We start from the raw sequence: 23,802 nt of genomic DNA, 5'->3' as shown, positions 1-23,802 counted from the left end.
CTCCTATGCAGTTAGTCGGGGAGAAGTCAATACAGCCTTCTTCCCCTCCTGTCTTTTACCCATTTTATAAGCATAAGAAAAAAACCTTCCAAATAACTTAAATGACTACTTCCAAATTTTGAATACATGAATAGCGAAATGGCCCTCGAAAGTTGAGGACCACGTTTGCTATTTATTCTTCTGTGTATTGCCAACTACTTTTGCAACGTTAAGAATTCATATCATTCACACCTGGACTATGTTCGTTAGGCATTTCAGGCATTACTGGAACTGGGAAACCTGCTGGTGGGGGAGTGACTTCTAAGTTTCCTTTATTCCGGCTAGGCGACTCACCTTGATAAATTTCACCCATTCTCGTCTCGTCTAGACTGAAATTAAACTGAGCATTATGGTAACCCATTTCTACAAATTTACGGCATTCGGGATACTTATTAATGTCATAGTTCGGTATAGGGAATATCTTACCCCAATTGACGCCAAGTGTTTCAAGTGCTTTGGCAAATGCATTTTGATGAGCGTTATCACGAACGATTAAGAAGCCCAATGTTTCACGAAATGTTTTGTTAGAGCTCATTTCGTATATTCGAGTCTTTTGAAGCACTCCAGTCGATTCAAGTACAACATTATCCAGAAGATCGCTAATCAAATTACCATGATCGTATACATAACTCCCTGACCATGGATTACCTGTAGCATCTACGGGTAATGAGGCTTGAGCACCAATAATGTAATGGTGTGGATTCGTATGTTTAGTGGCTACATCAAGTGGTGTGCTATCAAGTCCCCCATTCCCAACAGCATCTTCTCCTGAACCGTTTAGCAATTGATTAATCGTGTGCTGCACGAGATCCACATGAGCAATCTCCTCTAAAAATACACCTCGCAGCAAATCGCGGTACTGCGTATCTTTACCACGGAAATTACTAGTCTGGAAAAAGTACTGCATCATTGTACGCATCTCACCATAATGACCGCCCAATATTTCCTGAAGAACTTTAGCAGCAGCTGGATCTGGCTTATCGACAACAATTCCGTTGATTAATCCTTCTTTGTAAAAATACAAGTGATAAACCCCCTGGTGTCCTTTTTTTTGATATCATTTATGTATTTTCCCCTTGAAAGGCTTGTCTATGCAAACATGGTAAGGACCAAAGTAATCATCATTTGTTGGCTAAAGGCACTATAAACAATACTTACATCTACTGCATTTTTCGATCACTAATCGACAAAATATATAAACTGTAAGGCTTAGGACGTAGGTCAATGGATTGTATTCTCTTGTTATCGTTCTATGTTAAACTAACAACTGTTAAATTAAGTTAAGGATATTTAACAGTTGGGAGGAACGAAATGAATCAGGAAATTATCTCTCTAGATGAAATCACTCAATTTCAATCGCCAACCGAGGAATTTAACCCTTATGAGTGGTACAAGCACAAACTACAGCATGAACCTGTAAGTTATCATGAGGCAACAGACACATGGAACGTATTCCGATACAACGATGTAAAGCGAGTACTCAGTGACTATGAACATTTCACCAGCGTGCGAACGCGTACGACGATCAGCGTAGGGGCTGATAACGATGAGGGAAAGCATATGGGTAAGTTTAATTTAATGACAGATCCTCCAGACCACAGAAAGAGCCGCTCGCTTCTCGCGACCGCCTTTACGCCTCGCAGCTTAAAATTGTGGGAGCCTCGTATTCAGAAAACGGTAAACGAACTAATTGCTAAAATCTCAGAAGCTGAGGTCATTGATGTCGTTAAGGATTTCGCCACTGCCCTACCTACAATTGTCATTTCCGATTTACTGGGAGTACCTTCACAGGATAGGAACCTATTTCAGCAATGGGTAAATGATCTATTCTTACCAATCCCTAAAGAAAATACTGAAGATGTGCAAGCGCTCAAGCGACGTGCAGCTAAAGAATACTATAACTATCTCTACCCTCATATTGTAAACAAAAGAGCACGTCCATCTGATGACATTATTTCTGACTTGATTAAAGCCGAGGTTGATGGGGAACAGCTCTCCGATGATGAGATCGTTAGAGCAACGATGTTTATTCTAGGTGCTGGCATTGAAACAACAAGTCATTTATTAGCCAGTACGTTCTATTCTTTCTTATATGATAACGATCAAATTTATGCAGAGATTCAGGCAAACCAAGCACTTCTACCTAACACCGTTGAGGAAATGCTGCGTTATCGGTTTAATATTGCTAAAATGGATCGTACCGTCAAGCAGGACAACAACTTACTCGGAGTTGACCTGAAGAAAGGCGATGTCGTTGTAGTGTGGATGAGTGCAGCGAATATGGATGAAGAGGTATTTGATAATCCTTTTACACTTGATATCCATCGCCCTAATAATAAGCAGCATTTAACGTTTGGAAACGGACCTCATTTCTGCTTGGGTGCTCCGCTTGCTCGGCTTGAGGCGACCCTTGGTATAGGGCTTTTTATGGATACATTTTCTAAAATCGAACCAGTACCTGGCTTTAAACTTGAAGATAATTTGACTCCTTCTGCAGCAGGTCAAACACTATCCACCCTTCCTGTACGTGTATACAAATAGAAATGTTTTCGGCTAATAGAATGAGTTTATACAAAAACATGGGAGCTTCCTAATAAATTAGGTGCTCTCATGTTTTCTGTTTATTCAGCGTCAAGAGGCCAAGTATTAACGAATCCTATGTTACATCATCCTGTTTATTACTTAAAACATTGTTCGTCACTTTTACTTCATTAAAAACTAGTGTTGTGATCGTTACTTAAACTTATTGCTTCCATAAGTTCTTTCATAATTTGTTGCCTGCCAATGGGCGTCCAGCTCATGACAAACCAATTGGGAATACGTCGTAATTTCTTGTCTCTTACAGCTGGAATCATGGGCCATACAAACATTCTTGTCAATTCCTCATACAACTGTTCACTTCCAGCTAGAATATGATGCTGATGAATGAAGAGATGCTCTGTCTCCAAGACAGGCATGGATTTGGGCTGTAGTTCCATTCGCCACATTTCTGTAGGCACCTGTTTACCTGGAGTTAAGGCAAGCTCCCCATACACTAATTCATTTAGTGGGTGGTTTACGCTACCTTGAATTCCTATGGCTCGGTGATTGACTTGCATAATTGTGATGCGGTCCTTACCTAGAATTCGGCGCAATGTTTGTCCTGTGCTTTCAATTTCTATATCCAGACGTGTCAGCATCTCTGATGCTTGATGTTCCCGATTCACAAGCTCGGCTATTTTTAAAAAGTTAGCTTTCCAATCCCATATCGAAAAATCCAAAAAGACCGGAGTAGCCGTTTTTTTGAATTCATCCTTGAATTCCATATGATAATGATCTGCAATGATTACATCCGGATTAGACTGCTTCAATTTTAACAGCTGACCGTGCAGAAGTTCTGCGTACTGTTCTTTACTCTGACCGGGATAATGGAATAGGTCTATGACACAAACCGACTCTAAGCCCACCGATTTCAAATGATCCTCGAAACGGAGTGAGGATGCGATGGCAACCTTTAAGTTGCCTCTCTTCATATATAATGTTGGAGATACACCAACATTACGCTGAAACATGCGGCTAAAGTAAAATTCGCTCCGAAAACCGACCGCTGCAGCTACTTCTTTTACCCTGCTGTTCTTCATATTAAGCATCTGTTTTGCTCGTGTCATACGAACATTGCTGAGGTATTCGACCGGAGATATACCGGTTTCACTTCGAAACAAGCGCGAAAAAGCTATCGGTTGTATGCCCCCTGCTGCTTCTGCAAGCTGTTCAATGTTTACCTTGTCTGAGTAATGCTGCTCAATATAGAGGATGCTTTGCTCCACTCGCTCGTCGAGTATTGCAGCTGGTGGTTCAGATTTATTGTGCATCATGTTATGAATTAGTTCCTCAAACTGTATTCTCAATTCACCTGAACCACGACGATGTTCCTTTTGACTAAGATTAAATATTTGAACGATCTGTTGATGGATTTGATGTGGATGATGTAACGGAATATTGCCTGGAGATACGGTACCAGACAACGGTAAAGAAGGTATCGCTTCGTATCTTCCTTTTCTCTTCATAAGTAGGATTGGCTCAAACCAAATCCCATAATACTCAAAAATGATAGATTCTTCGGGGAATTCAAGAATCATGCCTGGAACGAATAGGTATAACTGAAAAGGACGAATCTTTTCCAGCGAACCATCTATGACTATAACCCCTTCACCTTCCGTTATAAAACATATTATGTATGCAGGAAGTTTCACTTGAATTGCTTTGCAGGTCTTTGGAAACTTCCGTTTACGTATAGAAGACAATAGATAGACAGAATCAGCCTTGCTTAGATGAGAGAGCATGAAATAATGCACTCCTTTCTTCCATTCTGAACTCTTTTCCTCATTATATAGATCTGCGCTTTAACAGCAAATAAATCATATAAGGCGCACCGATGATGGCCGTAATTAAGCCTGCTGGAACTTCAAAAGGGACAAACAATATACGTCCAGCGAGGTCTGCAAGCATGACGATTAGCCCTCCTAGCAAAGCAGCTGTAGGCAAACGTGCCAAACTTCTGTGACCCGCCATATGCATTGCCATATGTGGTGCCATCAATCCCACAAATCCAATGGTTCCCACCATAGACACCGCAGAGCCGGCAAGTCCTACACTAATCATAATGAATAAGAGCCTCATAGATTCCACTCGAAGACCCAATCCAGTGGCAGAATCCACATCTAATCTAAACATATCCAAGACTCTAGCCAGCGATATTAATAGAAGAAACAGGATAACGACCCAAGGTAATAATGGCCAAAAATGTTCCCAAGTTCTTCCGTACAAGCTACCAGCCATCCAAATCGAGGCTTGTGAGACTCGAAATATTTTGCCCACGGTCAGTAAATAAGTAATAAGTGCACCTGTCATGGCAGATATTCCAACACCAATTAGCAACATGCGAATAGTTGAACCCATTTCTCCTTTTCGCAAAGATAATAGATAGATGACCGATGCAGCCAAGAAGGCGCCACCGAAAGCTATCCAAGGCATATTTTTCATTGGAAAAGAAGGAACCAGCACCATGATGGCAACCACAGCGGCAGCGGCACCTGAATTTAAACCAATGACTCCTGGGGACGCAAGTGGATTTCTCGTAATACTCTGTAGGGTTGTCCCTGCTAACGCTAAACCACACCCTGCAAGAAAACCTGTAAGCACACGCGGTAACCGCAGTTGATGTATAGTGAAATCATACTCCCTAGACTCACGACCCACTAGACTCTTTAATACTTCGCCTGTAGGAATTGATCGATCTCCTAGCATTACATTCAAAATAACCGTACCTATATTCAATAAAAGTAGTAATAAAATGATCGCAATTACTTTCCTATTTTCAAAATAAGATTTCATTTCGTCCGCTCCCTCCTCTGAGCTAAATATATAAGGAAAGGAGCACCGAAAAAGGCGGTAATTACACCAACCGGTACTTCCTGTTCAGGTAGCACAAATCTTGCCCCGATATCAGCTGTGAGCAGAAGCAGTGCTCCTAAAACTGCAGCATATGGAACCATCCAGTTAAAGTTACTGCCTATCAATAATCTTGCGATATGTGGAACGGCCAAACCTATAAATCCGATTGGACCCGCGAGTGCTACAGCACTGCCAGATAATAGAACAATGACGATAATGCATAATATTCGAATCATTCGGATATGCTGTCCCAACCCCTGAGCAACATCGTCTCCTAGACCAATAATGTTCAGATGTCTGCTTAAAAACAAAGCACAAATCAAACCAATGAGTAGGGAAGGCATGACCTGGGTAAAAAGATTCAGATCCCGCCCCGTCAAGGAGCCCGCAAGCCAGAAGCGCATCGTATCAAGCGATTGTTCATTGAGTATGAGAATACCTTGTGTCAATGATGCGAACAGTAGGTTCAACGTTGATCCCGCAAGGACAAGCTTTATTGATGTTAACGGCTGCCTTCCTATAGAACTAAGAAGAAATACTAAAATGCCTGCAACGGCAGCTCCAATTAGGGCTGACCATGCGTATAACTGTAACGATGTGGTTCCGATCCAAAAAGAAGCAAGGACTGCCGTAAGTGCCGCTCCATAATTAATGCCAAACAGTTCAGGTCCTGCGAGAGCATTACGACTCAACGCCTGCATTAAGCATCCAGATACTGCAAGAGAACTGCCAACTGCTAGGGCAATGATCGCCCTCGGAAGTCTAACGCTACGAACAATTAACTGTTCTCGTGAACCGTCAAACGCAAAAAAAGCATCCATTACAGATCGTCCTGGAATCTTGACTATACCAAACATGATGCTGGATAGGAATGCGAGAAGCGTTAATAACACCAATATCGTTAAACCGATGATTTTCCCCGTAGTAGTGTTCATATTTTTTGCCTCCTGCCTATTTATTGCTCACTTATGTATAATGAAAAATTAATACTGTCATTTGTTTTCTTTCTATTATAAAAAGCTTAGAGTTTGTCCAAGTCAGTGTACAGAAAAATTGGATCGTCACATACGACGATCCAATTTTTCGGTTAGAATGGACACATAAGACTATTTAATTAAAAATGTGTTTAAGTCATCTACAACTTTATTGACCGCTTGAATACCAAGTCCACTCATCCAGTACTCCCAGTCTACGGGGTGGACGGCTTTATCCTGAACTCCTTTTAAGGTCGCCCACAACTGACTCTTCTCTAATTTGGAGAAGGCATCGGGTTCGCGGTTAAACCAGAGAATAACATCACCATCCATATCGACAATCTGCTCCTCGGTAATATCTTTGGAGAAGCCTGCTGCCTGTTGTGAAGCAGGTCGAACAATTCCAGCATCTTTCATAATGGTACCTGCAAAGGTATCTTGCAGATAGATCTGAATTTTGTCTTCTCGTGGACGAATCAATGAGATCCTCTTGATTTCTTTTCCTGTCAAGGCAGATTTCAATTCTTTAATGCGCTGTTGATATGCATCTAATAGTTTTAAACTTTCCTCCTGTTTGTTTACAGCGTCAGCATGAAGCTTGAGATTTTCCTTCCAAGTTACACCGAGTGTCTCTACATATACGGTAGGTGCGATTTGCTTTAACTGGTCATGGATGGCATCATGAGTATCCTTATTGCCAATAATTAAGTCTGGCTTCAATGCATCAATTCTTTCCAAATTGGGTTCATTGACAGATCCAATATTCTCAATTCCCTCTGTTCCTTTTAAATAGCGAGGATAAGGATCTCCTGCCGTCAATATCGATGGTGCGCCTACAGGAGTGATACCCATTTCCAATAAATTATCTAAAGCCCCGATGTCTAGGGCAACAATTCGGCTCGGGTTCATAGGAACTTGAACATCGCCATAAGCATCTTGTATGGTACGTGTATCACCTGTAGATACAGGTGTCTCCTGCTTGTTATCCTTAGTTGCGGTTCCCTCGTCTATTTTGCTATCTACAGCCAATCCCGAATTTCCACAACCAGCCAGTGACATCATGATAATGGCAAGCACAACAACATATGACCAGGATATACGCTGGCTTTTCATTCTTTTTACGTGCATTAAAACTCAACCCCCAGATTTGTTTAATAACCTAATTAATAATGATTATCATTATTAATTACAATATCCCATATTTCCAATTTCTGTCCATGCATTATTTATTTGATCTCATATATTATTTATTAATTCATTTTTAAATAATCCATATTTATCCATATAATTTGATGCTAATGGATTAGGAACCTGATGAATATGCAATGTATTGTCTGGGAACAAACGTCGCTTTGTCAATTGCTCTACTCCAATCTCTGGGGCAAACAGAGAATACATCTTGTAGCGTTCGTTATATTCTGGAAATTGCAATTGATAGTTCATTATGATTTCATGAACCTGTCCCCAAAAGTGCTGCTCCGTAATTTCAAAATATGAATGCATGAACAATGCCAGCTCTCCAAGATTAATAAAGAAAAAAGCATCATGCATAAAATCTCTCACTTCTGCGGGTTCATGTGTTTCCAGAAATGAATTGCGATTCACGAGGCGATGATGTTCGGGTGCTTCGATAAGGATTGGACAAGCATCCGGATTTGTAAGATTTTCCCGTATAAAACGAATGCCATCGTGAAAATCCTTAAGTGCAATCCTAGTAGGCTGCCCTTCTTGATGAATAAGCACCATATTCTGTGCATGGGATTCCAGCGCAATGCCATGAGCAAACAACCAATGAATTAGGGGGCGTACTGTAATATTCAAGATATCTTTCAACCAATTTTGTGCCCCATATTGTTGTATCCAGGGATCAATGATTGGCCGATTGTGCTTGTCTACAGTTGCCAATGCATTAAAGGGAATGGCTGCTTCATTAGGTTGCAGATATGAATGCAAGCTTTCCCGCCAGATACATGACAGTACACCATAAGAGAAAGGTCGTAACGCTTCTGGGATATGACTGTTATCATAAGCTACACCAGCGACCTCACCCAGTAGAATGATACGTAGTTCGTCCTTAAGATAAAGATCTTTCTTTAAAATTCCTTGCATCCAATCCGTAATGAGTGGAGCATTCTCCACTGTATGTGGTGCAAGAACTCTACCTGTCGACGTATTGATAATACTAAGTGATAATTTCAGATAAGGTAAATCGGGGCGTGAGCAATTGGCGAGAGTGCGTATAGACTGCTGAGCAGTAAAAGAATCATCGCCTATGCCTAACATGACAATATTTCCATTTTGAATATCACTGGCAAGAACGGAACTTATTGTGGTCCGCCATTGCCATGGATGAACAGGAAGGACAACAAAGGCAGCCGGATCCACCCCGTTATCTCGCAAAACCTCAGAGAAGCGCGACATTATCTGATTACCAAGCTGCTCATGAAGCCATTCGCTCAAATCCGGTGAATGTCCATTTATGGAATGGCTTATGCGTGCCTTTGACTTATGAATACCCACCCATAATGGTCTGATCTGCTGAGCAAATTCCGGCCCAAATTCAAGTTGATCCTGAATATCGAAGCCCATTCTCGATTTATAACTCGGATGGTACGGATGACCTTCGATAATTATGCTCTCCCAATCCTCAGCGTGAAGGTCAACTTTTGAGGATTGGCTCTCAGCCCGTACATATCTTGCTAGGGTGTCATTGATCAAGGTTTGTTCAAGCTCCTTGATAAAATGCACCAGCTTCGTTTCTTCAGCTCCAATAGCTCCCCTTATTTCCAATAGGAAAAGAGCGATGGATACAGCTTCTGCCTCCACAACAGGGGTATATGTGCCTGTATTATCGACTTTCCCTCCAATTTTTCTAATAAGTAGATCAGCGCCAATACGAATACGACCAAAGGTTAGATGCTTTGTTCCCTTACATGTATAGGTGATGTGCTCCCCGTCCATACCTCTGCCCTCTATTTCCCAGATGTTATATCCAAGCTGCTTCCGGAGTGTAAAGGGAACGATGTTTTCATATAGTAAAGATTCCACTAACTGACGGAATATACGTCTGCGCGTCTCCACGTAGTGCGGTGATGACAGAGCTGTGGTATAGATCCTGTCTGTTAGGTCTAAATCCAGATTCGGTCGTATTTTCGTACGATCTGTGCTCATACGGTTCACACCTTTCCAAATTAATTCTGCGAAACCGGCCTAAATGCATACAACGGATTAGGTACTTTATGGACACAGTCTCCTGATTCCTCGTAAATACGCCGTCGAGTCAATTGTTCCACTACGATCTCTGGAGCAAATACGTCAAACAGTTCATATCGCTCCTTTAGTTCAGGAAACCTCTCCTGATAATTCACAATGACTTCAACGACCATACTCCACCATTGTTTCTCACTAAGCCCATAATATTTTTCCATGACAAATGCCAGTTCGGTTAAATTAATAAAAAGCAGAGCATCTAGCAAAAAATCCTTAACTTCAGTGAGGTCCTCCTTCTCCACAAAAGAATTGCGATTTATTCGCTGATGATTAGCGGGCGGATATTCAATGTTCGGATATCCAAACGGATGACATATCGATGGAGAATACCGAATCCCATCGTGGAAGTCTTTCAGTGCCACACGAACGGGCAAACCTTTGTTCAGCACAATAATCATATTTTGCGCATGGGATTCCAGTGCTGTCCCATGTGCATATAGGAGATGAATTAACGGTACAATTGCAACGCTAAGCAAATTTTTTATCCAAGCTCAAGGCCATATTCGCGAACCCATGGATCAATAATTGGAGAATTTTGCAGATCAAGATGGCACAGGGCGTTGAAGGGTAATGCATTCTCTCCGTCATTTAAGTAAGGATGAAGACTTTCACGCCAGATTGCCCCAAGTGAACCATATATTTTTTGCTCAAAGAGACTCGGAAGCTTCTGATGATTGTAAGATACCCCTGCGATTTCCTTGAGAACAATCAATTGAATTTCTTTTTGTAAGAACGTATCTGTGGCTACCACACGACCAAGCCAATCCGATATACGTGCCGAATTCATAATGGTATGTTGAGCCAGAATTCGTCCTGATGACGTATTCACGATATTCAGCGGCAGCTTAACATAGGGCTTGTCTCGGCTAGTCACATTCGTCATTGTTCGTATGGATTGCTGAGGGCGGTATGTATCGCCCGCTTGTCCTAGGTACACCATTTCGCCAGTTCGGAGCTGATCTGCACACGTCTCTGCGATTCGCTCCCACTGCCAGGGATGTACTGGAAGTAATATATATGTATCCTCATCCAAAGAATTATCTTGTAAAGTGGACATGAGCATATCCCATTCTTGTTCCAGCTCACTTTGAATGAATTGCGTATATGTGATCAATGAGTCCGACAGGGAAACTATCGTTGCATCCCTTTGTATCGCAATCCATTCTAGCCTAAATTCAGGTTTAAACTCGGGACCATACAATGTATTATCAGGCAAGGTAAATCCAATTCTAGATTTATAACATGGATGATAGGGATGACCTTCCGTCATTGCAGATTCCCACTCATCATACTCGGACAACAGCGGTTTCCAATGGGTATGGTCCCACCTTTTCGACAACGTATCTTTCAGATGGGTTTGTTGAAGCTCGTCGATGAACTGGCCAAGCTGGGCTTCAGATACCTGAAAATGAGAAGAAATTTCCTGCAAAAATTGCGGAATGGAATCCGCTTCAGTGCGTTCTAACGATGTTATCCGCATTATTGGCGCATCAGTTAATTGGATGCGATGAAAACTTTCTTTGCGTACAGCATAAAAGGTATACTTCACCTTCTCTCCTATATGACTCTCACCATGCAATACATATTCTGATGTAGCATGAAGCCGAATGACTGGTTCACTTATGATTTGCTCATATAATAACGACTCAATCAATTGCCGAAAAATGCGTCGGCGCACCTGGACCCACTCTTCCGACCTTACCAATGTTGTTATTAGCTGGTTCATATCACACCTCCTTGAATGCAGCGGAACAATTTCGTAAATTATTGATCCAAATAAATATGTTTAGGATGTGGGTGACTTAAAAACTCATGATGAGAGATCGCCCATCCATACGCACCCGCATATTGAAAAAGTAAAATGTCTCCGACCCGAACTCTTGATGCAGCAACATCACTTGCCAAGATATCTTTAGGAGTACATAATTGACCGGCCACAGTAATTGTCTTTTCCATTACCTGAGGGCGGTCATAGGAATGTGGCCAAGCTTCCACCTCAACTACTTCGAACGGATGACTGTGTTGCCAGGAAACAGGCAGCCGAAAATGATGCGTACCGCCTCGCACGATGACAAAGGTCTTACCGTGATTTGTTTTGATGTCTAGCACTTCGGTTGCATAGTAACCACTTGAAGCTGTTAGATAACGACCGCATTCAAATAATACTGTGGTTGATGATTTTAGTTCACTTGTCAACAAGGTTGCTAGCCCATTTACAAATATGGACCAGTCAAACTGTTCTTCCAAATTGGAGTAATTGACACCTATTCCACCGCCGACATTTAAATACCGCAAAGTAAGGCCAAACTCTGTTGACCATTGGTTTGCAATTTTGCAATAATACTTTAGAAGTTTAACGTGCGAAATGGCATTGAGATTGTTTGAGAGTGAGTGAAAATGAAACCCTTCAACCTGAACATGTGGGTAATCTTTGAGATGCTCCATTACCTGCGGAACCAATGACTCGTCGATTCCAAATTGGGTCGGTCGACCACCCATGGCTAGCGTTGCCTGAGGAAATGGTCCACTTAGATTTACTCGCAGTAGAACGGACACGCAGACACCTTTTTGTTCCGCAATATCGTTAAGTTTATTTAGTTCATGCAAGCTTTCTACATGAATGAGCTGTACTCCATATTCTATTGCGCCAAGTAGTTCAGCCTCTGTCTTGCCAGGTCCACCAAATAAAATGGGAATGTCCGCAGAAATTTTTCTCACTTTCACAATCTCGCCTAAAGAAGCTACTTCAAAGCCATGAACAATGGGAGCTAGAGCCTGAAGTACGTGCTCCTCCGAGTTGGCTTTAATTGCATAGAACAATTTACTGGAACCCGGCATGGATTGTACGCGCTGACGAACATGCGCCACTAGGGCACGCAAGTCACGGATGTAAGCGCATATGGGTTCATTCTGCAGCTCTTTCATTTCCTGAATGTATTCCCGAACTCTTGCTACCTCCAATGTATAGCTAGTGCTAGATTCTAAAGACATAGGCGTGTTCCTTTTCCTTGTTCTACGGCTCTGGAGTACATCTCAGCTGCGCTTGATATATCCTCGATAGCCATCCCCATTGGATTCAAAACAATAATTTCATCCTCATGTTCACGCCCAGGCTTGCTGCCGATCAATATTTCTCCCAGTTCCGCATGAAGCTGTTCACGCGAAAATTGTCCTTCGAGCACTAGCTGATTGATAATCTTTTTCTCACGGTTGGATTGGTCCCAGTCGTCCACGATTACTTTGTCTGCTTGAGTGAATACGTCCTTATGCAGGTCCATAATTGATATGTTACTAACAAACGTTCCTTTGAAATCCATTCGAATGGTATATGCGGGGATGAGGCTACCGTTGCTGTTACTAATACTTCGGCTTTTCGAACTGCCTGTTCAGAAGAGTCTTCTACCCGTACTTCTACTTTACTAAAACGTTCACTAATTTGAGCAGCGAGCTGTTGAGCTGTTTCTATATTCAGATCAAACAGTTGAATCGTTTGAATGGAATCAAATTGCTCCAACAGTGAAGTAATTTGCATTTTTGCAATGACTCCGCAGCCAATGATGCTGACAGATCGAAATGATTCTTTGGCCAAGTATTTTGCTCCGATGGCGGTTACCGCAGCTGTACGCATGCCGCTAATTAAGCTACCTTCCATGACAGCTAATGGATAATTGCTCTCTGGGTCATTCAGAATGATTAATGCACTCGCACGCTCCTTATTACGCTTTGCTGGATTATCGTGCTTGCTGCCGATCCACTTCAAGCCACTGATAGATACATCACCGCCCACATAAGCAGGCATGGCAATAATGCGATCGGCAATATGTCCGTTTTCTTCGTTTATCCGTAGATAAGGCTTTAACGGTTGCACAATATCGTGCTTGGCGTGGAGCATCAACGCACGGGTTACAGCCTTGACATAAGGTTCAGAACTAAGCCCACCTAGATCTATAACATCCTGTTTACTCAAATACAAAATACTGTTTTCCTGAATTGTACTCATCACTATTCACTCCTCTGAAATAGATTATATTGTGGATTTCGTTTGAGTTGGTGGTAATTGATTAACCCAACGCTCATCATATACACTATCGAGATAACGTTCTCCTCGATCAGCAAAAACAGTAACCACCTTAGCTGAAGGAGGCAAAGTAGGAACAAGTTTCTCTAATGCAGCAACTAGTGAGCCAGATGATCCGCCAGCAAAAATCCCTTCTCGTTCCAGCAATTTTTGACATCCAAGTACAGATTCGCGATCATCGACATGAATGACCTGATCAATTTCGTTTGGACTAAATAATTCCGGTACCCGGTTTGCTCCAATGCCTGGCAGCTCTCTTTGGGAGGATGGTGTTCCGAAAATAATAGACCCCACGGCATCAACAGCTACGATACGTGCATGTGGATTTGCCTCTTTCACTCTTCGGGATATGCCCAGAATGCTACCTGTGGTGCTCACCGCACATACAAGCACATCTATCTGTCCCTCCATCTGCTGAACAATTTCTTCCCCTGCTCCATGATAATGTGCTTGCCAGTTTAGTGGGTTTGCATATTGATTAATCCAGTATGCGGCAGCATCCATGCTTACCAACTCTTTGACTCTGCGAATGCGGGATTGCAAATAACTGCCGTATTCGTCCGGTTCAGTTACCATATCAACATTTGCCCCAAGACAGGTAATCATTCTCAAATTCGTCGTTGTAATTTTCGGATCAACAACACATGTGAACTTTAGACCGTATTTTTTTGCAGTAAGTGCAAGACCAATCCCCAAATTTCCGGACGTGCTTTCAATGAGATGGGTATGTATGTTGATCGTTCCGTCTCGCAGACACTGCTCGATAATATAACGCGCAGGCCGATCTTTCATGCTGCCCCCTGGGTTCATCATCTCCAGCTTGGCATAGACGGAAGCTCCCGAAGATTCGAACAGAGAATTCAAACGTACCAATGGTGTCTGACCGATACAATCGATAATAGAGTCCGCAATTTTTAGCGATTGATCTTTAAATTGCAGGCCACTTCGTTCCATGAGTTTTCACCATCTTTCCAAAGTTATTGGTATCACAATTCACTTAATTGATAATGATTATCATTTTCATGAATGGACACAGGGCCTATTATGAAACTCCTTCTTTTCCCTGTCAACACCTTTTTTAGTAATTTTTTGTAAAATAAATTATGATTGACAATGAGAATCATTCTTGATAATCTGAACTGCAATTGGTTAGTATTTCCAAATTTAAGGTAGGTGAAGTGACAGTATGATGCCTCCAACGGAATGGAAACAAAGTGTCCGCATACTCTGGGGTGCTCGTTTTCTATCCAGTGCTGGGCTGACAGGAATCAGCCCTTTTATCCCATACTACATGGAGCATCTCAACGCTGGGACGACAAAAGAAGTCCTCATGTGGACAGGCCTATCCATGTCTGCACCTGCCTTGTCCTATGCCCTTTTCACTCCTCTATGGGGAAAAATTGGTGATCGATGGAGCAGAAAGTGGATGGTCGTACGATCCTTGATTGGGTTAGCCATCAGCATGCTTTTCATGGGATTGGCACAGACACCATTTGAATTTGTTCTGTTTCGTCTATGTCAGGGTGCCTTCGGAGGTATTTCCGATGCAAGTAGTGCATTTATCGGAACACATGCACCCAATAAACAACAAGGAGCTGCTTTGGGACAGCTCGAGCGAGCTTCAGCCGCTGGGCTGCTGGTAGGTCCCCTGCTTGGGAGTATATGTGTGAATACATGGGGAAGTAGCTCCTTATTATTCATCACAGCTTCGTTGACCATGAGTTTTGCGATGCTTGCTGCTTTTGTACTGACAGGAGCAAAGAATTCATATAGACAACCAGCTATAACCGACAATCATAACACTGGAATTATTCATGCCTTCGTTTCACTTGTTTCGCACCCCCTTGCCCGACGATTAATTATTGCAGGTGTTCTTTTCAAACTTGTTGATTTTTCTACATTTACGATGTTCACCCCCTATATCCGGGAATTAATTCCTTCATCGAAGGTAGCAGCACTTACGGTGGGTGTACTACTCGCAATGTCATCCGTAGGGGAGCTCGTAGGATCATCCTGGTGGGGCAAGAGAAACGATCGTTATTCTCCTGTGCGCAATCTACGCTTGGCTGGCATGTTATGTGGGTTATGTCTACTTGCGCATACGCTACCTATTGGTGTGTTAGGTTTGATGATCATACGTTTTCTTCAAGGGTTCTTCTACAGTGCTCTATTGCAGACGGTTATGCTAAACGTACTGAAATCCTCGACAGATCAGGATAGGGGTGTTCGAATAGGAGCGACAAACAGCATATTAATGGCAGGGCAGATTACGGGTCCGTCTATAGGGGTATGGGTTGGCGGAGTTTGGAATACCGGCCGTATTTCTAGTCATGGGTGCAGTGATGGTTGCCGCTTCTTTGTTGGTACGCCGTCCAACCGTTTTTGAATCACAATCTCCCGTACAACTGCCACTTCAATAAATTGAATATGAAAGGAAGATATAGATGACCCAAGACAATATCATTATTGACCGATCGGAACGGAACATGGAAATACCTTCCACTCCCTCTGCGGTAGTGCTTGGCCGACATGAGATGTTAAGCCGAATGTTAAACGCATATCTTCGAGAGACGGGACAGCACGACCCTTTTGTTCAACACGCCACTCGGCTGATATTTCAGTTGCTATTATGCTGCCACGTACGAGTCAAACAATATACGGAAGCTTGCTTCATCGTTCGTCTGCTGGCCATCATGTTTATGGAGATACACTATACACATCAGAAATTGTACTAGGGCAGCCAGAGCAATGGAGAACACTATCTTTTGAACAAATTACGACGATGTTGCTTGAGGAGATTTCATTCCTTGAACCCAACGCTGAGATTAGAGCCTTGAAAAGAATTGAATTTGAACAGATGGTTTACAACAGTCTACAGCATTTGACCTCGTATCTTGAGTATGCACTGAATGCTAAACCTCCTGCAGTTTTGGATTTTATATACTTGGAACAAGTGCTGCTCTGTGGTCACCCTTTTCATCCAACTCCCAAAAGTCTTGTTGGGTTCAGTGTTTCCGATTCATCAGCCTATTCCCCGGAATTTGGCGTAGCTTCCCTCTCAGCTGCTTTGCCGTAGCGCCACAATATGTCTATGAAGATTGGCTCGATCCGGATGATGAGGGTATTAAAGCATCCTGGGTTCCCGAAGAAATGATCGAAGCAGCCCGTTCTACACTCCAAGCTGAATTTAGTGATTACATAATACTTCCATGCCATCCTTGGCAAGCGGCTTATTTGAAAACACTTGATCCTGTTAAGGATTTGTTGCACCAGAAATTATTATTTGACCTTGGTTCTACGGGTCCTTTGGTATATCCTACCTCGTCAGTTCGAACGGTCTGGAATCCGAAGGAGTGCTGTTTCTACAAGCTATCCCTCCACATTCGTATAACGAACTTTATTCGTGAGAACAGTGAGGAGCAACTGCTACGCACACTGGATGCTTCAAGGATTGTACAGACTGTTCAAAGCCGCCAAACTATAAATTCACTTCAAATTTTGCTAGAAAAAGGATATCGGACGCTGAAGCTGCCCGAAGCAAACAAATCCATACAAGGTGCGTTGACTGCTGGATTCTCCATGATCTTACGTGAAGCCACTGAATCATGTCATTCAACGAAGAGTCCTCCTTTTGTTGTAGCCTCTCTCCTAGAAGTTCTTCCAGGAGAATCGTTACCACTATTGTTTCGAGCTGTGCATGAAAGTTCTCTTTCGACCAACGGCGCTGAAGAATCATGGATACAACCAGATTGGTATGTATGGCTTCGTCAATATCTAGATCTATCCATGACTCCTATTTTGCAATTGTATGTCGACAGTGGCATTAGTTTGGAAGCGCATGTCCAGAATTCAATGTTAAGTCTTGAGAATGGAATGCCTTCAGCTTTTGTAATTAGGGATCTGGAGGGTATCAGTGTTAATCGGTCTTTTGCGAGGAAGCAAGGATGGGTCGGAACGATTCTTGAAGAAGATAGCCCTGTGTTGTATACCGAAGAGGAAGCACGCTATCGATTAAAATACTATTTTTTTGTGAATCACCTTAGTCATCTGATACAGCGACTCGCCTTCTATACAGGTCAACAAGAGCAGCTTTATTGGAGAGTGGTGAGAAATACGTTAGAAGAGCTTGGGCAAATATCGGTGAAGTCTTCACACATGGAAGAAGTGATTCGAGACCTGCTGACAGCAGAAAGCCTTCCAGCCAAAGCTAATTTGCTTAGCCGTTTTCATCAGTGTGGCGAAACGCCGCTTTACGTGGAAATCCCTAATCCCATTTTTTATTGTTAAGCTCACAACTGGCGACAATACTTTGAACTTCCATCCTGTTCAATGTTCAAATGTTCTCTTTATAATTCACTTTGCCGCTTTTAGATAGAATATCACCCAGAATATCCGTCTAAAAAGTAAACCGTGCTGACTGAACTCAGCACGGTTTGTCGTGACATAACAGGGATAGACTATTCAGCTTTAAAAAGGTATTTGCCGTTCTTATGGACCACTATTATCGATCTTTCACAATCTCTTGAGCATTGTGTAATTGTTGCTTCATCAGCTCTAACTGCTCTCGATCTTGCTGCACAGTATCCATATTCTCATGGAGCTGCTCTGCATTAACAAGTGCATTTTCTGCATGAGATAATGCATTGTAAGCTTGCTCTATGACTTGCTCCTCCGGATGTGACAATACTTGCTTTACCGCATGATTTGCCTTTTGGACAGAATTTCTTAACAAAGTGCTTGGATGCTCTAGTTTCCAACTTGTATCTGAGTGTTTAGCCAAGTAAGCAACTCCTTTCCTGTTGATTAAGTACTTTTGATTACATTTTAGTTTTGTAAACTAACCAAAAAAATATGCATGGAATAGAGTTAGCCAAATAAATCTTCTAATGTAGTCTCTGAAATCATTCACTCAGAAAAACGGTAGTGCTTCTTCTTTAAGTCCAGCAAATAAATCGCCATTCTGTTTAAAAAAAGATTTAGGTAATTGATAATATTCCTCTCCCATAGATACGACTTTTAATTCGGGAATAATATGATTTCTTGATCTTCCACTCCATCACTTCCGTTCAGTTTGATTATGGCCTTCACTTATAAAGTAGGAAAAGAAGTGTTTTGGTTGCACATATTTTATTTTCTTATATGAATTAAGGATAGAAGTCAGTCTATATCTTCATAATCTTCGACATTTGTTGACGGTAATATGACACTGGATCTGATTTATTTTGATTCTAATAAGGAATATACAAATACCCCCATCCGGAGGATGAGGGGGGCTATAAATATCTATTCAAATTTTCTAATGCTCGATCTATTTCTTTTTACAGTGAAACCAATCGAAATAAGCGGTTGTCCGATGTCTAGAGAAGTTATACAATCCAAAAAAATTCAGCAAAACCTCTCGTTACTACTGTAGATATCAGGTGTGTCCGCTTGGCCTAGCAATTGCCGGGTCTGGATAAAAACCTACTTTATAAGCTGAACAGCAAACCTTGATTATAGTGCAAGTAAAATCTTCAGCCAGTCATTTCTTATCAAAAATGTAGTCTATCACCCCGAATAGTTATTGCTTAATATTCCATAATGAATTAGGTCTACAAATTGATTTTCCTTATAGATATGCTTTGTTAATACACCTTCTTGTACCATCCCGGATTTTTGCATAACCCTTCCCGATCCGAGATTTGAAGCAAAATATCTGGCGTATACTTTGTGGTAATCCATGATAGAAAAAGCAAACTTAATAAGCGCTTGTGTTGCTTCAGTTGCATATCCTTTCCCCCAATATTCCTCACCTATCCAATATCCTAGTTCACCATTTCGGTGTTTTTGGTTATTTGACAGTCCTATAGCTCCATAAAGCTCTTGAGTAAGTTTATCGGTAATAGCAAACTCATATGATGTATTGTCATTGAAATTATCTTCATGTGTTTGAATCCAAGATATTGCAGCATCGATGGGATATGGATAAGGTAGAGTCAATGTACTTTTGTATACATTGTAATTATTGCAGTGTTCAGAGACCTGTTGTGCATCGGATAAATTGAAAGGTCTTAGTATTAATCTTGCGGTAGTTATAGTTCTTTTTTCATGATTGTACATAGCTTTACCTCCGTTGAAGTTAATAGAGTAGTAACGATCTTACTTATTTATTAAAAAAAGGTTATCGGCATTATATAATACTTGAGTAATTATGGATACCTATTAAAACAAAAAGCCCGCAATATATGCGGACTTTACAGCGTTTATGTACTTTTCTTCTAACAGTTTCAACCTTTAAGCAGTGTAATCAATTTTTTCAATAGAACAGGCTCTTCCTCCCGGAATTGATTGATACGAAGCCTCAGCCATTCAAAGATTTCCTTATCTTCGCGGATTTTATGACGAATGTAACGATCCCTCAGTTTCATTGCTCTTTTGGTCACATCCTTATAGCCTTCCACCAGCTCTTCGTCATATGGGATTATTCCCTTCTCTACCAAATATCCAATTCGCTCGCTCATCATTTTCTTATGCTCCCAGAGGACATGAAGGTGCCTCACATCGTTGCGGTCCCCTAACCGGGAATCGTTGTTCTCTACGGCATCATAGTACATTTGTAGATAGTCATATATCTTGACACCGTAAGCTTCCTCTTCGGGATTATAATTGATCCGGTTTAAGTGGGTCTCCCCATTAAGGTAGTCGCGTAGCTGGTCAATGACAGACGTCTTATCGAAAGGATAAGGAGAATGTGGTTCGTACTTGTAAAAATAGGTGTGGTGATCGGACGTAAGGTTTTCCTTCAAAAGCTGTCTCATGGACAGGATGGCATCCTGAAACTCCTGAAACGAAATCTCCATATTTCGGTATATTCCCATATGGTCGAACATGGAGGCATAGAAGATACTTTCGTCCCAGTTGAAACCATATAGAAAAAGATGATGTGGAAATGGATCTTTCTGATAGAAGGCCGAAGGTGATAATTTGGATTCGTCCACAAATACGATGCAATAATAATTGCTGCGGATCTGATCCGCGAAAAATGTTGCCCAAGCTTCTAATGCCAAATTATTCAGAATTGAATAATTGACCGAACAGGTGAGAAGAAACGGATTGTTGAAATTCAATTCGTTTGGCGTACCTCGGAAGAAATCCAAAAAGTACTGTCTACCATCCTCCAGAAATTTTGTGGTGCAGGACAACTGTATAAAATTGCTGTAATACCAAGGAATGGTTTCTTCATGTACGCTGGTTATAGAAAGCGTATAAGCCCATCGCAAGAATCCTTTAAGTGGCGGATTCGAGACCGGAAGCTGAATGATATTCATTTATTTCTCCTCCTTCTGCCCTTTGATCAGGAATCGCGACCGGCATTATGCCGTCAGGCTCCGATATACCCATTAGAACATGACTTAGGGCCTGCAGAGTATGCGGATGATGCTCGTAACAGCATAGAAAGCCTTTAGCTTCTGGAAAAACTGCGAGATCAACCGGATTGCGTAGGGAGACTGGAATAACTTTGACCCCTCCCGCTAAGAGCTTGCGAACCAAATCGATCTGACCGGGACTCGAAGCCGTATGAAATATTCCCACGACGATCTGCCCATACTCTTCCCCCTCGGTGGCCAAGGCCGCAATCTCATTCGGACTTGGACTGGATCCGTAAACACGCTCCGTTAACTTTGCCGTGATATAAGGTAGCAAGAACTTGCCAAGAGTGTCATCGTATGCCGGCTCGTCCTCAGATTTGCTGGCCGCCGTTATTTGCGGCCAGAGCACGAGAGTATCGACTCCGGGAGACAAACGGCAAAAGTCTGATTCACGGTTAACGGCGGTAATGCTTTTCTGGCGGAGACGTTCAATCGTTTGGAGGGTCTGCGGATTTTCCAAGAGAGTCCGCGTGTATTCCCAACTGTGTGCCCGCAGCTCTCCGATGCGGCACTCCTTTAGGTGAAGGATGCGATCAACAGAGGCATTGATCCGATCTTCCGTTAGACGCCCGTCCGCCACTGCTTGTTCAAGGGCAGCCACCGCCTCCAGTTGGCTTTCGTAGGTATGACTTACGAGAATAAGGTCAGCTCCCGCAATCATGGCCCGGACGACTGCCTCCCCTACACCTATTCCCTGCGTAACAGCATCCATCTCCATGCAGTCTGTCACGATAATTCCGTTGAAGTCCAGCTCTTCACGGAGCAGACCCGTCAGAATTTCATGGGAGATTGTCGCCGGAACGGGCTCTCCGCCGGTAAGTATCGGAATTCCGATGTGAGCTGTCATGACGGCTTCGGCCCCGACCTGAACACAACGCCGGAATGGCACAAGCTCCACGGATCGGAGTCGATCAAGGGAATGCCGCAAAACTGGTAGCTCCGCGTGGGAATCTGTATCCGTGTCGCCATGACCAGGAAAGTGCTTGATAACGGAAGCGACTCCCCCGTCCTGAAAGCCATGCATGGCGGCGATCCCCAGTTCGGCAACAATTTCGGCATTGTCTCCGAACGAGCGGACATCAATGATCGGATTTCGCGGGTTAACGTTGATGTCAACCACGGGCGCAAAATTCATATTGATGCCCAGCATCTTCAGCTCTTCCGCCGTTCCTTTGGCAGCTTCGTAGAGTAGAACGAGATCATGTGCGGCTCCCAAGGCCATCGCCGCAGGCAGCTGCGCAATTCCCTGTCTTAACCGAACGACCATCCCCCCCTCCTGATCCGTTCCGATCCATAGTGGTATGCCCGTCGCATCCATAGCCATCTTATGAAGTTCCTGTGTTAAATATAATGCCTGTTCGGGATTGTCAACATTTCGGGAAAATAACACGACTCCCCCGATGAAATGATTTTGTAAAAGGTCGCGGATGTTCGCATCCGGCGTAAAACCTTCGAAGCCGGCCATGAGCAGCTGGCCAATTTTCTCCTTAAGTGTAAGCTCGTGACATGTTCTCATTTGATTTCCCCCTTAGCTTTGCAATTGTCCAATCGAATACAACTCCCATAAAATCGGACTTGCGCTCCACGAGCCGGGAATAGACGGATACGGCTTCGAGCGGGCTTACTTCTTCGGTAATAAGACTTGCAACGTCCAGTTTTCCCCGCTGGATAGATTCGAATATGAACTCGTTCATATCCACTTCCGTCCAGCCTTTAAAACCCTCCATCATTCGGCCGTGAATCCCTAGTATACTAACCGAATTAAAGACTACTTTCGGTCCAATAGTCTGCTTAGAGGGTTCCGTCGAATCACCTAGCAGAATGACCTTGCCCAGATCCCGAGTCAACTGCGTGCAGTAAGGTAGTACGGCGTAAGAACCCGTTACATCGTATATCGTATCCAGCATTTTTCCTCTGGTAAGTTCTTCTACCTGTCCGAATGCCTCGGCTACCGGAAGATTCAACAAATCGGTCGCACCATTTCGACGAGCTTGGCCCAGACGGGAACTTTCCGGTGCAATTGCGATAATCTGACGCGCACCGCCGGCATTCAGATACTGAATGACAAGCTGTCCGATAAGACCTAGACCGACAATACCCACTCTTTCTCCAAATGCGTGCTCTGCGCGCAGAACTCCTAGTAGTGCAACCTTCGCGAGTTGCGTAAAAATCGCCTCTTCGTCACGAATCGAATCAGGAATAAGCGCCGCTTCCTTATATTCCACGAGGAAGTATTGGCGGTGCCCGGCTGGACACATGATCCTGTCACCGACCTTTATTCCTTCTACCCCGCTTCCTATCTCCAGCACTTGAGCAGCCATGGAATATCCGGGATAGAATGGGTACTGAACCCAAGATGACCAGACCGTCCCCTCGTCGAAACTCCCCTTCAGACAAGCTAATTCAGTTCCAGTACTTATCAATGACTTTTTGGCAGCACACAAAATTTGTCCAGGTCCCGGCGAGGGCACCTGCTCTTCTAAAAGTTCGATCCGATCCGGTTCCTGAAATACGCAATTGATCGAGGTGAGGCCTTGGGTTATTGCAATGCTCGGCATGAATCGTCACTTCCCTTTTCAATTAATTTTTTTAATAAGAG

18 protein-coding genes and 2 pseudogenes are annotated in these 23,802 nt (G+C 42.9%); 4 read left to right on the top strand and 16 right to left on the bottom strand.

Translation table 11 applies throughout. The features are described from left to right. Positions 1-208: 208 nt before the first annotated feature. Positions 209-1,063 (bottom strand): manganese catalase family protein, encoded by an 855-nt coding sequence (locus tag JCM16418_RS15945; RefSeq protein ID WP_036650826.1) that lies wholly within the window; start codon positions 1,061-1,063, stop codon positions 209-211. A gap of 287 nt (positions 1,064-1,350) precedes the next feature. On the opposite strand from JCM16418_RS15945, the gene JCM16418_RS15940 reads away from it, so the two are divergent. After that, on the top strand, positions 1,351-2,580 hold the full coding sequence (locus JCM16418_RS15940) for a cytochrome P450 (protein WP_036650823.1): 1,230 nt from the start codon (positions 1,351-1,353) through the stop codon (positions 2,578-2,580). Between the two features lie 170 nt (positions 2,581-2,750). Here JCM16418_RS15940 and JCM16418_RS15935 read toward each other — a convergent pair whose 3' ends face one another. The 10 genes and pseudogenes from JCM16418_RS15935 to sbnA all read right to left on the bottom strand — a co-directional run bounded on the left by JCM16418_RS15935 (position 2,751) and on the right by sbnA (position 14,748). Beyond that, positions 2,751-4,361: an AraC family transcriptional regulator gene (locus JCM16418_RS15935; RefSeq protein ID WP_036650821.1), complete on the bottom strand. Its 1,611-nt coding sequence runs from the start codon at positions 4,359-4,361 to the stop codon at positions 2,751-2,753. A gap of 43 nt (positions 4,362-4,404) precedes the next feature. Further along, positions 4,405-5,412: a FecCD family ABC transporter permease gene (locus tag JCM16418_RS15930; RefSeq protein ID WP_036650819.1), complete on the bottom strand. Its 1,008-nt coding sequence runs from the start codon at positions 5,410-5,412 to the stop codon at positions 4,405-4,407. Beyond that, positions 5,409-6,407, bottom strand: coding sequence for a FecCD family ABC transporter permease (locus tag JCM16418_RS15925; RefSeq protein ID WP_036650817.1), 999 nt, complete (start codon positions 6,405-6,407; stop codon positions 5,409-5,411). Before JCM16418_RS15925 ends, JCM16418_RS15930 begins: the two co-directional genes overlap by 4 nt. A gap of 171 nt (positions 6,408-6,578) precedes the next feature. Beyond that, complete coding sequence (locus JCM16418_RS15920) at positions 6,579-7,574, bottom strand: ABC transporter substrate-binding protein (protein ID WP_052020397.1); 996 nt, start codon at positions 7,572-7,574, stop codon at positions 6,579-6,581. Positions 7,575-7,682: 108 nt separating this feature from the next. After that, entirely contained in the window at positions 7,683-9,617 is a 1,935-nt protein-coding gene (locus JCM16418_RS15915; protein WP_052020395.1) for an IucA/IucC family protein, read from the bottom strand. A 20-nt stretch (positions 9,618-9,637) separates the two neighbouring features. Continuing rightward, positions 9,638-10,192: an IucA/IucC family C-terminal-domain containing protein gene (locus tag JCM16418_RS23865; RefSeq protein WP_052020392.1), complete on the bottom strand. Its 555-nt coding sequence runs from the start codon at positions 10,190-10,192 to the stop codon at positions 9,638-9,640. Between the two features lie 5 nt (positions 10,193-10,197). Further along, a complete protein-coding gene (locus JCM16418_RS15910; protein ID WP_052020390.1) occupies positions 10,198-11,442 on the bottom strand; it encodes an IucA/IucC family protein in 1,245 nt (414 codons plus the stop codon). Between the two features lie 38 nt (positions 11,443-11,480). Further along, a complete protein-coding gene (locus JCM16418_RS15905) occupies positions 11,481-12,707 on the bottom strand; it encodes a type III PLP-dependent enzyme (RefSeq protein ID WP_036650816.1) in 1,227 nt (408 codons plus the stop codon). Beyond that, positions 12,698-13,716: pseudogene (gene sbnB / locus JCM16418_RS15900) on the bottom strand (2,3-diaminopropionate biosynthesis protein SbnB). Before sbnB ends, JCM16418_RS15905 begins: the two are co-directional and overlap by 10 nt. A 24-nt stretch (positions 13,717-13,740) precedes the next feature. Further along, on the bottom strand, positions 13,741-14,748 hold the full coding sequence (gene sbnA, locus JCM16418_RS15895) for a 2,3-diaminopropionate biosynthesis protein SbnA (RefSeq protein WP_036650814.1): 1,008 nt from the start codon (positions 14,746-14,748) through the stop codon (positions 13,741-13,743). Positions 14,749-14,980: 232 nt separating this feature from the next. Between sbnA and JCM16418_RS15890 the strand changes: the two genes are divergently transcribed. The 3 genes and pseudogenes from JCM16418_RS15890 to JCM16418_RS25995 all read left to right on the top strand — a co-directional run bounded on the left by JCM16418_RS15890 (position 14,981) and on the right by JCM16418_RS25995 (position 18,081). Further along, entirely contained in the window at positions 14,981-16,180 is a 1,200-nt protein-coding gene (locus tag JCM16418_RS15890; RefSeq protein ID WP_036650811.1) for an MFS transporter, read from the top strand. A 243-nt stretch (positions 16,181-16,423) separates the two neighbouring features. After that, positions 16,424-17,385 (top strand): annotated as a pseudogene (locus JCM16418_RS26000) (IucA/IucC family protein); the annotation flags it as partial. Beyond that, positions 17,374-18,081: an IucA/IucC family C-terminal-domain containing protein gene (locus tag JCM16418_RS25995; RefSeq protein WP_256203064.1), complete on the top strand. Its 708-nt coding sequence runs from the start codon at positions 17,374-17,376 to the stop codon at positions 18,079-18,081. The pseudogene JCM16418_RS26000 and the gene JCM16418_RS25995, both read left to right, overlap by 12 nt. Before the next feature lie 214 nt (positions 18,082-18,295). On the opposite strand, the gene JCM16418_RS15875 is transcribed toward JCM16418_RS25995, so the two are convergent. From JCM16418_RS15875 to JCM16418_RS15855, 5 genes are all read right to left on the bottom strand, one after another. After that, positions 18,296-18,574: a hypothetical protein gene (locus JCM16418_RS15875; RefSeq protein ID WP_036650805.1), complete on the bottom strand. Its 279-nt coding sequence runs from the start codon at positions 18,572-18,574 to the stop codon at positions 18,296-18,298. A 767-nt stretch (positions 18,575-19,341) separates the two neighbouring features. Further along, positions 19,342-19,893 carry a GNAT family N-acetyltransferase gene (locus tag JCM16418_RS15870; RefSeq protein ID WP_036650803.1) on the bottom strand — a complete coding sequence of 184 codons (552 nt, stop codon included), beginning with the start codon at positions 19,891-19,893 and terminating at the stop codon, positions 19,342-19,344. Between the two features lie 167 nt (positions 19,894-20,060). Then, positions 20,061-21,101: a hypothetical protein gene (locus tag JCM16418_RS15865; protein WP_036650801.1), complete on the bottom strand. Its 1,041-nt coding sequence runs from the start codon at positions 21,099-21,101 to the stop codon at positions 20,061-20,063. Then, positions 21,061-22,719 (bottom strand): beta-N-acetylhexosaminidase, encoded by a 1,659-nt coding sequence (gene nagZ, locus JCM16418_RS15860; RefSeq protein WP_036650800.1) that lies wholly within the window; start codon positions 22,717-22,719, stop codon positions 21,061-21,063. Before nagZ ends, JCM16418_RS15865 begins: the two co-directional genes overlap by 41 nt. Continuing rightward, positions 22,691-23,761: a zinc-dependent alcohol dehydrogenase gene (locus JCM16418_RS15855; protein WP_052020388.1), complete on the bottom strand. Its 1,071-nt coding sequence runs from the start codon at positions 23,759-23,761 to the stop codon at positions 22,691-22,693. Before JCM16418_RS15855 ends, nagZ begins: the two co-directional genes overlap by 29 nt. Positions 23,762-23,802: the final 41 nt, after the last annotated feature.

Source organism: Paenibacillus pini JCM 16418 (assembly GCF_000576305.1).
Classification (GTDB): domain Bacteria; phylum Bacillota; class Bacilli; order Paenibacillales; family Paenibacillaceae; genus Paenibacillus_AQ; species Paenibacillus_AQ pini.
The sequence above is the reverse complement of the archived record's forward strand: the minus strand, read 5'-3'. Positions and strand labels throughout refer to the sequence as shown.